This is a genomic window from Legionella sp. PC997 (assembly GCF_014109825.1).
Classification (GTDB): Bacteria; Pseudomonadota; Gammaproteobacteria; order Legionellales; family Legionellaceae; genus Legionella.
In genome coordinates this window covers 2,161,669-2,175,540 of sequence record NZ_CP059576.1, presented here as the reverse complement: position 1 = coordinate 2,175,540, position 13,872 = coordinate 2,161,669, and the positions used below count along the sequence as shown (strand labels likewise).

The following is a 13,872-nucleotide window of genomic DNA, read 5'->3' as shown; positions in this document are numbered from 1 at the left end:
GAATGGTCAAGAGAATAATATGGGAGTATTTTGTGGATAAGTTGTGGGTTTATTCACACATAACTTGTTGGTTTGTGAATAAGGCAGGATATGTTTTTATGAAGTTCATTAACACGTCCCCCTTTTCACTTCATTCAGATTACTAATTAAAAGCATTTGCCTATCTTTTTTTCACGACAACCGCATCACTGACATTGGAAAATCCATGAACATTTAGCAGAAAGGAACCAATATGCGAATACAGTTGACTTGAGCTTCCTCCATCCAAATTGATTGCATCAATGCAGGATAAGGGTGGCGATCTGAGGAGGTGCGCAAGTTTATTGGTTGTCATTGCCGCATTGGTTGATACAAGAATAATTACTTTTCCATCAGCCGTAATTCCCAGAGCAGATCGGTCAGCAATACCGGGTTTTAAAGAGGGTATTTTCTGCTTAATTAATAGCCGAGGGCCGCTTTGAATAGCAAAATCAATGTCACTGTCCTGGTTAAAACGTTTAAGGCTTGAAATATAGGCTTTATTATTTTTTATGTAAAAAACTCCCCACCAACTAATACGTTTTAAAGGATTAATCACTTTTTTATTATTAATTCTTAGTCCAAGAGGATTAAACTCATGATCAAAAAAACCTCCATTAATACTTAATAGGGCTTTGCTGCGCTCAGCAAATTGATCGGCAGAGGCGTTTTTTAGAGATAATCTTTTTGCACTGATCAGCGCCAGTTTATTTTTATTGAGGTCGATACGGAAAGTATAAATATGCGCCCAGGGGGAAAGTATTCCTCCGGCAAGATCTTGATATTCAATACCAGGGCTTAATGTTCGCCAATAACCCTCAGCATAAGAATGGAGGGGGGCAAATATGAAGTAAAAAACAAATAATAAATGGAACAAATATGATTTGTTTGCAGGATAAACATTGGTTTGTGAAGACATGTTATTGTATCCTTATGTACATCATTCAACACCACGGAATCTCTTATGCAAATTAAAACGCAACATAACAATAGTGAAGTACATAAGTCAACAATAGATTTAACTCGTTTGATGAATGATGTGCTTGAGCTTGCAAGAAAAGAAGGTGCCACCGATGCGATGGTCGCAGTGAATAATGACAAAGGCTTCTCAGTTGATGTGCGCATGGGAGAAGTTGAAACCGTTGCATTTAGTGAAGATAAAGGGGTGGGGTTGACTGTATATATAGGTCAACGCAAAGGTGGGGCAAGTAGTACAGATACGTCGCCTGCTGCTTTGGAGGCGATGGTTAAAGCGGCCTGTGATATCGCAAGAGTAAGCGCAGAAGATCCATGCTTCGGATTGGCAGATAAAGAGTTAATGACCAAAAATCATCCCGAGCTTGATTTGTTTCATCCTTGGGATGTGAGTCCGCAACAAGCAATTGATATGGCTTTAAAGTGTGAACATTATGCTTTATCGCTGGATAAGCGAATAGCTAATTCAGATGGGGTGAATGTATCTTCTTATGAATCGCACCATGGTTTTGCTAATACATCGGGTGGATCCGGATTTATTCACAGTACACGCCACAGTTTAAGTTGCTCTTTAATCGCGAAGGATGGCGAGGAGATGCAACGCGACTACGACTACACTACTGTCCGTAATCCAAAGGATTTGATTGATTTCCATGTAATTGCTAAGAATGCTGTAGATCGCGCTGTAAATCGTTTAGGGGCGCAACAGATTACAACACAAGCCATTCCAGTTATTTTTTCATCCCGAATTTCCAGTGGCTTATTCTCAACATTTATCAATGCAATTAGTGGTTCAAATCTTTACAGAAAGAATACTTTTTTGTTGGATTCCATAGGAGAACAAATTTTTCCTGAGTTTATTCGTATTTATGAACAGCCTCATTTGAAAGGTGCGTTAGGAAGTTCAGCATTTGACAGCGAAGGGGTCCCAACGCGTCCTAATCTAATTGTTGAAAAAGGTCGTGTGATGCAATATGTCTTAGGCAGTTATTCTGCGCGTAGAATGGGATTAAAAACAACTGGAAATGCCGATGGAGTCCATAATTTAACAATTGATCCTACGGCAGGTGATCTTGCTGACTTATTAAAAATAATGGGGACCGGATTATTGGTCACTGAATTGATGGGCCAAGGAATAAATATTGTTACAGGTGATTATTCTCGGGGGGCCGGTGGCTATTGGGTGGAGGATGGCGTAATTCAATATCCAGTTGATGAAATTACGATTGCTGGTAATTTAAAAGATATATTTAAATCCATTCTTGCGGTAGGTAATGATATTAATCCAAATATCGCGACACGATGTGGCTCAGTTCTCATTGAAAAAATGATGGTTGCTGGCAAGTAAAAAAATAAGAGTCCCTGCATCGTTGCAGGGATTACTTTAAGGCTAAATCTATTGATACCAGAAATCCCGGCTGCAGAATAAAGTCCACATTCAAAACTTACCATAAGATGGGAAAATGACGAATAAAAATTCAAGTAAATATTACGTATTTTTCGATTTTTTAGATAATATTCAAAGAACATACTATCTCTAATTTTTTCAGCGCACTTGCTTTGTTGATTCTTTATTCTACGCTTTAGATAAGAAGACTGAATTGGAGTCCGCATGCGCAGGGTGATTTTAGCAGCATTGCTGGTAATGAATACTGCATTTGCAGATGAAATTGTTGGTTTCGCTGCATATCAAAATGGAGATTATAGTACTGCTTACCCTTATTTAATGCAATCCGCTCGAGAGGGAAATGTTGAGGCAATGTATTTACTTGGCCGAATGTTCCAATACGGAGAAGGTGTTGCTAAAAATTATACACAAGCATTAAATTGGTATCAAAAATCAGCCGAAAAAAATAATCCCTTAGCCCAACTCAGTTTGGGTTTTATGTATGATTTAGGGCAAGGAGTAAAACAGAACTTTTCTGAAGCGTTTAAGTGGTACATGAAATCAGCAAATCAAGGTAATGCAATTGCTCAAAGAAATATTGGACTAATGTATGTATCTGGTGATGGTGTTCCTGCTAATAAAAAAACTGCATTTGAATGGTTTGAAAAATCTGCAAAACAAGGATACAGCAAGGCACAAGTGAATCTCGCATACGATTACATTATGGGAGAAGGTACAAAAAAAGATGTTAATAAGGCATTTTACTGGTATCAGCAGGCAGCCAATCAAGGCGATGTGAGGGCTGAATACAGTTTGGGTCTATTATATACCGGGCAGCAAGAAGGTGTTGCTCAAGATGATAAATTGGCATTTTATTGGTTTTCTCAAGCAGCAAATCAAGGTCATGTAAAAGCACAAACCTATTTGGCTTATTATTACCTTAAAGGATATGGAGTGGAGGCAAACCCAGAAAAAGCAGCTTATTGGTATCAGGCAGCTGCTCAAAGCGGTCAATCTGAAGCGCAAGCTGAAATAGGTCAATTACTTCTTACAGGCACCGGTATCCCTCGAGATTATCAACAGGCGGTGTACTGGTTTACAAAATCTGCAGTTCAAGGGAACCCGGTTGGCCAGTCCAAATTGGGTTATATGTATCTTGCCGGGTTGGGGGTAGATAAAGATTGGATCAAAGCATATGCTTTGTTTAAGATTGCTGCGAAAAATAAAAATGAAGAAGCAATTCGAGAACTTAAGCTACTAAAAAATAAGCTTTCTGAATCGGATATTAAAGCAGGTAATGAGTTAGCTGACGAAATACTTCATCAGAACACCATTCAACCGACTAAAAAAGAAGAGTAACTCGTAGATGCTTTAAATTAAAAAACATTAAAGCTTTCTCTGAGGATGTTGACTGATATTTTTCCATTTTTATCACGACTCCGTTTCAATAAAGTATATACAGTTAGATTGAGGTTTTCGCTCGTTGCTGAAGCAACGCTGAGAAAATAACTACTCTCTAAGGTAATTTGATCATTCGCTATATTTAGTTTTTTGAGTATCTCAGAAATTTTGCTCAGATCTTTTATACCGTTTTCTTTTCTCGCTTTAATTAATTCATTAAGTTGAGTTTCCTTGGTTGTACTACTGAGCGATTTGAGGACTTTTATGGGAGCCGTATTAATATTGATGGGTGTGGATTCAGGCAATGCAGTAATTAAAGGTTCCAGAGTTGAATAAAGCGATGCGTTCACATCTTTGACTAAACGTAGTTCTGATTTGCTACTCATGAGTTGGTGACTTGGATAATAGGGCGGTTTCTGACTCATATAATAAGATAGGTAGTTATCCTTACCGCGTGCGAGATCATAAGAAGAAAGCCAATCTGTAATTGCAAGGGTTAACTTAACCTTCTCCGCTTCCGCATCTTGCGGTACGGCTGCATTCATGAGATTTACAAATCCTAGCATTGATTTTCTGTTTTCCAAATTATTAATATTATATTGAGATTGTAAATCGTAAAGGGCACCTTTTAGAGTGACTGTGCTGTCAATATGTTCCATAGTAGGTGGGAAGAAACTTACCACTCCTTGAGCATTTGCTTTGGTAAAATTATTTTTTTTATTACTTAACTCTCCAAGTGCCCAGAAAGCAACTGCTTGTGAAGCAAGATAGACTCTATCGTGAATAATGATAAGACGAGTACGATAAATATCTAATTGAACCTTAGTACTCATAGCAGTGGCTACAATTGCTACCAAGGTCATAATGAAAAGCGCGGTGAGTAAGGCGCTTCCTTTTAAGGTTTTAACTTGAAGCATAAAGTGCACCCGGTAATATAAAAAGTAAATTTATTTCCCCCTGATCCCGAAAAGTCAAATTAACTTGCACTGCTTTAGGAAAAGGCTCTTTACGCTGATTTAAGCTTACTGCTTGTTCTCTCCATTCAGGAAGTATTTGTACATCTTGATTTAAGTAACCAAAATGACAATTAATGAGATGTTTTAATAAGAGTTTATCTTCATAAATTTTCTGATCAATTATATCAAGACTATTCCAAGTTCTACGAATCAGTGTTCCTTGCTGACAGAGATAAGCCACTCGCTTTAAAGTACTGCGTTTTTCAAGGCTGCCAGGATTTACATTACCGTCACGTGTGAATTCAAGATAATTTTTTTGCCCTATTAATGCGGGTAATAATCGCATCTCATTACTACGAATAGGACGTTCTACAGCTTGGAGGGTATCCTGTTGAATGAGACTTAATGCAAGTTGTAACTCGTTGAGGCGTTCACTTTGGGCATTCACTCGAGAACGTATAGTGAATGCGTTATATAATACGGATGAAGTGATTGTTGCAAGAATGGCGAATACCGCAAGCGCAATTAAAATTTCAATCAGAGTAAAACCATTAATTTTTTTGGAGGTTATGTTTTTTTTCATGGTACAAACCTAAATGCTTGCAGTTCCTCTCTAAATGGACCTGATTTTTCCGTACTGACTGAAATAACTATTTTTTGAATATTTCTTAGAGGTGTAGAACTAACTTTTGCTCTCCAGTACCAATGTTCATTCAACATGGTGGTATCTTGGGTTGTTTCTTGACTTTGATTGAGCTGTAATAAATTAAGCTGAATCATGGTCACCCCTTGCATAGCAACCCAATGACTTACTGATTTCTCCTTTACCCGGCGTGTGGTTTCGACATTTTGGGATATTGCTTTAAGTAAAGCGGTTAAGGCAATAGCGATTATAGAAAGTGCTAATAATACCTCAATGAGCGTAAATCCTGATTTGTGATGATAGGTACTCATTTAGTATGTACCACATTGAGAGTTAAATCCCCATTTCGTTTACCAATAAGCATAGCTAAATTATTGTCCTTTTTGCTGCCAAAATTTAATGTAAAAGGAGTAAGATCCCCCGAGGCAAAAATAATAATGGAAGGGGTTCCTACCGGGGTTGAATTAAGTGTTTTCAAAGTAATATGGGTGTCGTTGGGAAAGTAAGTCATTTTAAACACTCCTTTATCGGAAATTGGCTTCCATTGAGCGTTATTGTGTAATTGAAGTATTTGATAACCTGTATTATCAATACGTAGACCCAGCGTGCTGGTTTCTAAAATAGCCTTTTGCTGGGCCAAACGAAGGGTGTTCACGAGTTGTTCGGCTGAAAACAAGAGACGTCGACTTTCACCAAAGTCACCAAACGCAATTAAGGCAAAACCGAAGGTAATGCCTATAATCACCAAAACAATCAAGATTTCAATCAAAGTAAAACCATGATTCAATTTCCTGGAAACTGCAGAGGGGAAATATTTTGATGAAACCCCTTGTACGTGAGTGTACCTAGCGGTTCCATGCACTGTATCCTTTCCTACTTCACTCTCTATAGCAGTGTCCCAAAAATATTTATTGCTTTGGTTCATCCCAATTACCAATCTCGGCATTTATACCTGTACCTCCAGGTTGTCCTTCTGCACCATAGGTGAATATATCGACATCGCCATGTTGTCCAGGATTTAAATAAAGATAATCTCTTCCCCATGGATCTTTAGGAAGTGACTTAAGATATTGTTTCCAATTATTGGGTACCGGGTTAGAGGAGGGTTTTTCAACAAGGGCCAGCAAACCTTGATCGGTGGTAGGATAATTACCGTTATCCAATTTATATAAATCCAAAGCATTCTGTATGGCAAGCACATCTTGTTTGGCTTTGACTCTTCTTGCCTCATCAGGGCGTCCCATAATTTTAGGTACGACTATAGATGCGAGAATACCTAATATTACAACCACTACCATAATTTCAATTAATGAGAATCCTTTTTGTCTATTCATTTTTACTCCGACTTAAACGTAGATTGGATGAATCAAGCGTATCATTTGATGCCTCACCCGACTACAAGTATTAAAATTTAAGTAATCAACTGCTCCATTGAAAAAATAGGTAATAAGGTAGCTAAAACAATAAATAAAACGATTGCACCCATCAAAAGAATCACCATTGGTTCCAATAACGTTAATGACGTATCAATCAACCGTTTGACTTCATTATCAAGATGAACAGCTGCGCGCTCCATCATATTTGACAATTGGCCACTTTTCTCACCGCTAGCAATTAAATGGATTGCCATGGGACTAATGTAACTCGTTTCTTTTAATGCTTCGTTAATACCACATCCTTCTCTAACTTTTACAGCAGCAGTATCAAAAGCTTGTCGCATAACCACATTGGTCACTAGACTTGCTGCAACACGCATGGTTTCTAAAACACTCACTCCTGCAGCGAAAAGTATACCAAAAGTATGTATATAACGCGAAACATTAACTGTTTTTACTAAATAAGACACTATAGGCAGCCTCAACAATAGACGATGCCAAGCTGTTTTAATTTTTTCATTAGCGAGACTTTTTTTAAAGGCAATGAATATAAAAATAAGAGCAATCAAAGTGTAAAGGCCATAATCTCTAATAAAGTGACTTATATTAATTAATAATACGGTCATTTCAGGAAGGGTTTGTCCACCGCTTGTGAACACTTCAATGATTTTGGGTACTACAAAACTGAGTAAAAAACAAATAATAGCAATGGAAACGAGTATCATAATAAGCGGATAAATCAATGCTTGCTGTACTTTTTGCTTCGTTTGTTGTTGATTTTCAGTATAGTCTGCTAGTTTTTCTAAAACTACATCAAGGTGTCCGGTTTGTTCACCGGAACCAACAGTTGAACGATATAACTCCGGAAAGGCATGGGGAAATTGGGTCATTGCCTGTGCTAATCCATAACCTTCAAGCACTTTGGCTCGCACTCCTATAATTAGTTCCCTAACTTTATCTTTTTCTGTTTGCTCACTCACTCCACGCAATGATTCCTCAACGGGGATACCGGCAGCTAGCAATGTTGCCAATTGACGGGTAAACAGAGCGAGATCGGCTGCAGAAATTTTGCTTTTAGTTTGAGTACCTGAGCGTTGCTGAGTCAATACCCGAATTTGAGTAGGAATTAATCCTTGATCACGAAGCAATTGGCGTGCATGACGCTCAGAATCTGCTTCGAGCACTCCTTTTGCCGTGTTGCCATTTTTTTGAAGCGCCTGATATTGGTAAGCACCCATACTTTTTTATGGTTTATGTTAAAACATAGAGTTTAATCTATTGGGTTTAATAAGTCACTTAAGGTACACTATACAACCAGACTATCCTGGAGAGTAATAATGAGCAAAAATACAGTACTAGAGGCAATTAAGGAACATGATGCCAAATTAATAGACCTGCGATTTACCGATATACGGGGTAAAGAACAGCATATAACAATGCCGATTTCAGCAGTTGATAATGACTTTGTTGAGAACGGAAAAATGATTGATGGATCTTCATTCAAAGGTTGGCAGAAAATTCACCAATCCGACTTGGCTTTAATGCCCGATTTGCAAACAATCAAACCTGATCCGTTCTTCCAAGACAACACCTTATTTATTCGATGCAATGTAGTTGATCCAAAAACAATGATGGGATATGAACGTTGTCCTCGATCATTAGCTTTACGTGCCGAAGCTTATTTGCAATCCACTGGTATTGCTGATACAGCTCTTTTTGGACCCGAACCCGAATTTTTTGTTTTTGACAGTGTACAATGGGAAACAACCATTGGCGGCTCTTTTTATAAAATCGACTCAGAAGAAGCCCAATGGTATTCAGGAAAAGAGTTAGAGGGGGGTAATATAGGACATCGCCCAGCGATAAAAGGCGGTTATTTTCCAGTTCCACCCGTAGATTCTTCACATGATCTGCGTTCTGCAATGAGTTTGACTCTTGAATCATTAGGAATTGTTGTTGAAGCGCATCATCATGAGGTAGCTACAGCGAACCAATGTGAAATTGCTACCCGATTTAATACCTTAACCAAGAAAGCCGATGAATTACAGATTTTAAAATATGTAGTTCACAACGTAGCACACAATTACGGGAAAACGGCTACATTTATGCCCAAGCCTTTAGTTGGTGATAATGGTAGTGGTATGCATTGCCACCAATCATTAGTGAAAGATGGGGTGAACCTGTTTTCTGGTGATCAATACGGTGGTCTTTCAGAAACAGCACTTTATTATATAGGTGGAATAATCAAGCATGCTCGGGCTTTGAACGCGTTTACTAACCCATCAACCAACAGTTACAAACGCTTAGTTCCTGGTTTTGAAGCTCCAGTTCTGTTGGCATATTCAGCAAGAAACCGCTCTGCAGCGATTCGTATCCCTCATGTGAATAATCCTAAAGCCCGTCGTATTGAAGTACGCTTTCCTGATCCTACAGCAAATCCATATCTTGCATTCGCTGCTATGATGATGGCAGGATTGGATGGTATCCAAAGAAAAATTCATCCCGGTCAAGCTATGGATAAAGATCTCTATGATTTACCTCCAGAAGAACTTGTGGACGTACCTACAGTTTGTGCTTCTTTGGAACAAGCTATGGAAAATCTCCAGATGGATCACGATTTCTTATTACAGGGTGATGTATTTACTCAGGATTTCATTAATAATTACATCCGTATGAAGGAAGAAGAAATAAGCAAAATAAGAAGTCTGACGCATCCATATGAGTTTGAGTTATATTACAGTCTCTAGGAATAATGGTGATGAGCAAATTTTTTGTTTCTTTCGCATTGATAATGTTAATTTGCGCATCTTATGCTGCGCAAATTTACAGATGGACTGATAGTCAAGGCAATGTTCATTTCAGTGATACTCCTCATGAGGGAGCTGAAATTGTGACTATTCCTGATTCACAAAGTTTTTCATCACCAACACCTTCAACTTCTCAAACTCCAGGACAAGAACCACAACCAGAAGAGAACTCCGATACCGTCAAGCTAAAGCATTCTTATACCGAAATCGCTATTGCTGAACCTGCACCTGGTGCAACGATTCGTAATAATCAAGGTTTTGTTATGGTGACCGCGCAAATAGAGCCTGATTTGCTTCCTGGGGATAAAATACAACTGCTTTACGATAATGTTGCTCTGGGAGAACCGCAAACTAATCTTGTCTTTGAAATAAAAGGGATGTATAGGGGCTCTCATACTTTGGCAGTGCAAGTTATCGATGCTGAGGGAAATGTGCTTGATAAAAGTGAGCCTATAACAATTTATGTCTTTAGGCCACGGGTAGGTATGGTTCCTGGTACGGCACCACGTTAAGTTTCTACGGATTGATTATGCTAATTTTATTATCACCAGCTAAAAAATTATTAACTAGTTACACCCCATATTCCGGTATAACATCGAATCCTATGTTTGTTGATAAAACCAATACTCTAGTCGGATTGATGAAGTCTAAATCGATTGCGGAGATCGCTTCTTTGATGGATTTGTCCAAGGATTTGGCCGAATTAAATTATAAACGTTACCACGATTATTCTGTGAATAAGGTCTCCCCATATGCATATCCTGCATTATTTTTATTTCAAGGCGATGTGTACCAAGGTTTAAAAGCAGAAAGCTGGGATCAACCAACGATTGACTATTCACAAAATCATTTACGAATCTTGTCTGGACTTTATGGAATGTTAAGACCATTGGATAACATCCAACCATACCGGCTTGAAATGGGAGTTCATTTGCAGAATCCTGCAGGAAAAAATTTATATGAATTTTGGCAAAAAACTGTTACCCAAGCCTTAAATCAAGAATTAGCAGCTCAGAAAAATCCAGTATTAATAAATTTAGCTTCAAATGAATATGTAAAAGCCGTCGATTCAAAAGAATTAAATTATCCACTGATAACTATCAATTTTTATGAAAAAAAGAATGATCAGCTGAAAATGATTGGTATTCACGCAAAAAAAGCACGCGGAACAATAGCTAGGTTTCTCGTTCAAAATCAATTAGATGATCTGGAGCAGCTTAAACAATTTAATGAGTTGGGTTATAAGTTTCATGAATCAACTTCAGCAGCTAATCATTTAGATTTTGTAAGAGAAGCTCATTAATATAACATCTGTGGCCTGGGTGGGACGAAGTGGAGCCTGGGTTTATATATGAAACTTATCTTCCCGGGTTCTACTGCGTCCCCCCAGGCTAGAAATCTAATTTAATTATGTGGAATTTATCCAGCCGAGCACATCGTTTAAATCAATTTCCTGATGAAAAGGTGCGGTGCTATGTTAAAAGAGATGATGAATTAGGCTGTGGAATTAGTGGATCAAAGTTACGCAAATATGCCAGCCTTTTCCCTTTTTTAGTAGAGCAAGGTATTCAACACCTGATTATTATCGCCGGACCTCAATCCAATAATTTACTTGCTGCTCTACAATTAGCCCGAGAATTCAGGTTGAAAGTCACTGCTTTTTTGATTCAACCTTGGAAATTGGAGCTTCAAGGAAATTATAAATTAAGTCGACTATTTCTTGAGGAACAGGAAATTGTCTGGATTTCTCGGGATGAGTGGCCCAAAGTTAATGAACTGGCCACTGGTTATTTACAGGACTTAAATGAGCCAGGATTTGTCGTGCAAGAAGGAGCAAGTGTTCCACAAGCTATGCGCGGTGCGTTAACTCTTGCTGATGATATTTTTATAAATGAGCACACTTTGGGTGTTAGATTTCAACATATTTTTATTGACGCAGGAACAGGTTTTTCTGCTGCAGCACTCATTTACGGACTGGATCAATTAAATCATCCGGCAATGATTCATGTATTGCTTCTAGCCGATGACGAGGAAACATTTCGATGTAAATTACAACAATGGCTTGGAGTAATTCCCTCAAATTTTCGTTGCTTTTATCCAACTACGGCTAAAGCCTTTGGCTCGGTGAATCAAACAATTAAGAAGGAAGTAAAGCGTTTGGCACGAGAAGAAGGGATCTTGGCCGATCCTATTTATTCTGCCAAACTATTTTTTGAGGCTAGGAACTATATTAAAACCGAAGACTTGGAAGGAGATGTATTAATTATTCATTCTGGCGGTACTTTAACAATGCCTGGTTTTGATTATAAATAAATCGTAACATTTAATTTCATTTTCCCCTTGAAATTAACGACTGAAACCCAATATGACAATAATCATTAGAAAATGTATCTGTCATAGGAGTGTAGGTAAATGTCGAGTAAGCAACAAACCATGGGCTTTCAAACAGAAGTAAAGCAAATGTTGCATTTGGTAGTGCATTCGCTTTATAGCAACAAGGAAATATTTTTACGCGAGTTAATATCTAATGCTTCAGATGCATTAGATAAATTAAGATTTTTGGCTTTATCAAACGGTTCGCTTTATGAAAGCGATTCTGATTTAAAAATTACTATCGATGTTAATGAAAAACTAAAAACTATAACAATTAAAGATAATGGTATTGGTTTGAGTTGGGATGAGGCGGTAGAAAATTTAGGTACAATCGCGAAATCGGGTACTAAAGAATTCATGAGCCATTTAACTGGAGAAAGTGCAAAAGACTCTCAGTTAATCGGACAATTTGGTGTGGGTTTTTATTCAGCATTTATTGTTGCTGATAAAGTAACTGTTAAAAGTCGACGTGCAGGTTTGAAACCTGAAGAGGGGATTGTTTGGGAATCTAATGGAGAAGGAGAGTTTACCATTGATTCTGAAAAGAAAGTAACTCGCGGTACAGAAATTAGGTTACATATTAAAGAGGATAATGACGAGTTCCTGAGCAATTGGCGTTTACGCAGCATTATTAGCAAATACTCAGATCATATTTGCTGGCCCATCGTTATGAAAAAAATATCTGAAGAGGATAAAGAGTCCACCGAATACGAAACGGTTAATAAAGCAACTGCTTTATGGACAATGCAAAAAGCAGATATTACTGATGAAGAGTACAAATTACTCTATAAACATATTTCTCACGATTACCAAGATCCATTGACTTGGTCACATAACCATGTTGAAGGAAAGAATGATTATATTTCCTTGCTTTATATCCCAGCACATGCACCGTTTGATTTATGGCAGCAAGAAACGAAGCATGGTTTAAAACTTTATGTGAAACGCGTTTTCATTATGGATGATGCTACTCAATTTTTACCTCGTTACTTACGCTTTGTAAAAGGTATTGTTGATGCAAGTGACTTACCGCTTAACGTGTCACGAGAAATTTTACAGGACAACAAGCAAGTAGAGAGCATCCGTTCTGCATGTACAAAGCGTGTCTTATCCATGCTTGAAAAAATGAGCACTCAAGATAAAGAAACCTATCAAAAATTTTGGAATGAATTTGGGTTGGTGTTAAAAGAAGGTCCAATTGAAGACTTTACCAATAAAGAAAACATTGCTAAATTGCTGCGCTTTGCAACCACTGCAACTCCCTCTGAAAAGCAAGAAGCAACCTTGGATGAGTACATTAGTCGCATGAAAGAAGGACAGGATAAGATTTATTATATCACTGCATCCAGTTACAATGCGGCCAAAAATAGTCCTCATTTAGAAATTTTTAAGAAGAAAGGAATTGAAGTACTACTTCTTAGCGACAAAGTCGATGAATGGTTAGCTGGTTATCTGAGTGAGTATGCGGGGAAGAAACTCCAATCTATTTCCAAGGGCAAAGTGGAGTTAGGTGATGAGTCTCCTGAACAAATTAAAGAACAGGAAAAAACACTGGAACCGCTGTTAAACCATATTAAGAAAGTTTTGGATTCACGAGTTAAGGATGTTCTCATAACCAATAGACTTACCGATTCTCCTGCCTGTGTTGTTGCCGATGAACAAGATATGGGATTAGAGATGCAACGTATTTTGCAAGCTGCTGGTCAACAGGTTCCAATGAGCAAACCCGTATTTGAAATCAACCCTGAGCATCAAATTATCAAGCGCTTACATGATGTCCAAGACGATGATTTATTTGAATTATGGGTGACCATGTTGTTTGAACAGGCTGTTTTAGCTGAAGGTGGTCAGTTAGATAATCCTGCGGATTTTGTAAATCGAGTGAACAAATTATTAGTTTCTGCAGTTTAATAGGATTTTGCTTTTTTGTAGTGTT

14 protein-coding genes are annotated in these 13,872 nt (G+C 38.0%); 7 read left to right on the top strand and 7 right to left on the bottom strand.

Annotated elements, in window-relative coordinates; translation table 11 throughout:
* Positions 1-160 precede the first annotated feature (160 nt).
* Positions 161-937: a phosphodiester glycosidase family protein gene (locus HBNCFIEN_RS09340; protein WP_182390839.1), complete on the bottom strand. Its 777-nt coding sequence runs from the start codon at positions 935-937 to the stop codon at positions 161-163.
* Between the two features lie 45 nt (positions 938-982).
* Between HBNCFIEN_RS09340 and pmbA the strand changes: the two genes are divergently transcribed.
* Both pmbA and HBNCFIEN_RS09330 read left to right on the top strand, forming a co-directional pair.
* Entirely contained in the window at positions 983-2,341 is a 1,359-nt protein-coding gene (pmbA, locus tag HBNCFIEN_RS09335) for a metalloprotease PmbA (protein ID WP_182390838.1), read from the top strand.
* Between the two features lie 264 nt (positions 2,342-2,605).
* Positions 2,606-3,739: a tetratricopeptide repeat protein gene (locus tag HBNCFIEN_RS09330; RefSeq protein WP_182390837.1), complete on the top strand. Its 1,134-nt coding sequence runs from the start codon at positions 2,606-2,608 to the stop codon at positions 3,737-3,739.
* 17 nt (positions 3,740-3,756) lie between these two features.
* Here HBNCFIEN_RS09330 and gspK read toward each other — a convergent pair whose 3' ends face one another.
* The 6 genes from gspK to lspF form a co-directional block, all read right to left on the bottom strand.
* The gene (gene gspK / locus HBNCFIEN_RS09325) at positions 3,757-4,698 is read right to left on the bottom strand and encodes a type II secretion system minor pseudopilin GspK (RefSeq protein WP_182390836.1); all 942 of its coding nucleotides are present in this window, start codon (positions 4,696-4,698) and stop codon (positions 3,757-3,759) included.
* Entirely contained in the window at positions 4,685-5,320 is a 636-nt protein-coding gene (gene lspJ, locus HBNCFIEN_RS09320; protein WP_182390835.1) for a GspJ family T2SS minor pseudopilin variant LspJ, read from the bottom strand. Before lspJ ends, gspK begins: the two co-directional genes overlap by 14 nt.
* Positions 5,317-5,691 (bottom strand): GspI family T2SS minor pseudopilin variant LspI, encoded by a 375-nt coding sequence (gene lspI, locus HBNCFIEN_RS09315; RefSeq protein ID WP_182390834.1) that lies wholly within the window; start codon positions 5,689-5,691, stop codon positions 5,317-5,319. The genes lspJ and lspI overlap by 4 nt, the downstream gene beginning before the upstream one ends.
* Complete coding sequence (gene gspH, locus HBNCFIEN_RS09310) at positions 5,688-6,305, bottom strand: type II secretion system minor pseudopilin GspH (RefSeq protein ID WP_182390833.1); 618 nt, start codon at positions 6,303-6,305, stop codon at positions 5,688-5,690. The genes lspI and gspH overlap by 4 nt, the downstream gene beginning before the upstream one ends.
* Complete coding sequence (gene lspG / locus HBNCFIEN_RS09305; protein ID WP_182390832.1) at positions 6,289-6,714, bottom strand: GspG family T2SS major pseudopilin variant LspG; 426 nt, start codon at positions 6,712-6,714, stop codon at positions 6,289-6,291. The genes gspH and lspG overlap by 17 nt, the downstream gene beginning before the upstream one ends.
* Before the next feature lie 77 nt (positions 6,715-6,791).
* Positions 6,792-7,994 (bottom strand): GspF family T2SS innner membrane protein variant LspF, encoded by a 1,203-nt coding sequence (lspF, locus tag HBNCFIEN_RS09300; RefSeq protein WP_182390831.1) that lies wholly within the window; start codon positions 7,992-7,994, stop codon positions 6,792-6,794.
* Between the two features lie 99 nt (positions 7,995-8,093).
* On the opposite strand from lspF, the gene glnA reads away from it, so the two are divergent.
* The 5 genes from glnA (at position 8,094) to htpG (ending at position 13,847) form a co-directional block, all read left to right on the top strand.
* On the top strand, positions 8,094-9,503 hold the full coding sequence (gene glnA / locus HBNCFIEN_RS09295; RefSeq protein WP_182390830.1) for a type I glutamate--ammonia ligase: 1,410 nt from the start codon (positions 8,094-8,096) through the stop codon (positions 9,501-9,503).
* A gap of 11 nt (positions 9,504-9,514) precedes the next feature.
* Positions 9,515-10,075 carry a DUF4124 domain-containing protein gene (locus HBNCFIEN_RS09290; protein ID WP_182390829.1) on the top strand — a complete coding sequence of 187 codons (561 nt, stop codon included), beginning with the start codon at positions 9,515-9,517 and terminating at the stop codon, positions 10,073-10,075.
* A gap of 17 nt (positions 10,076-10,092) precedes the next feature.
* Positions 10,093-10,866, top strand: coding sequence for a peroxide stress protein YaaA (yaaA, locus tag HBNCFIEN_RS09285; protein WP_182390828.1), 774 nt, complete (start codon positions 10,093-10,095; stop codon positions 10,864-10,866).
* A 107-nt stretch (positions 10,867-10,973) separates the two neighbouring features.
* Complete coding sequence (locus HBNCFIEN_RS09280; protein ID WP_182390827.1) at positions 10,974-11,876, top strand: pyridoxal-phosphate dependent enzyme; 903 nt, start codon at positions 10,974-10,976, stop codon at positions 11,874-11,876.
* Between the two features lie 99 nt (positions 11,877-11,975).
* A complete protein-coding gene (htpG, locus tag HBNCFIEN_RS09275; RefSeq protein WP_182390826.1) occupies positions 11,976-13,847 on the top strand; it encodes a molecular chaperone HtpG in 1,872 nt (623 codons plus the stop codon).
* Positions 13,848-13,872 lie beyond the last annotated feature (25 nt).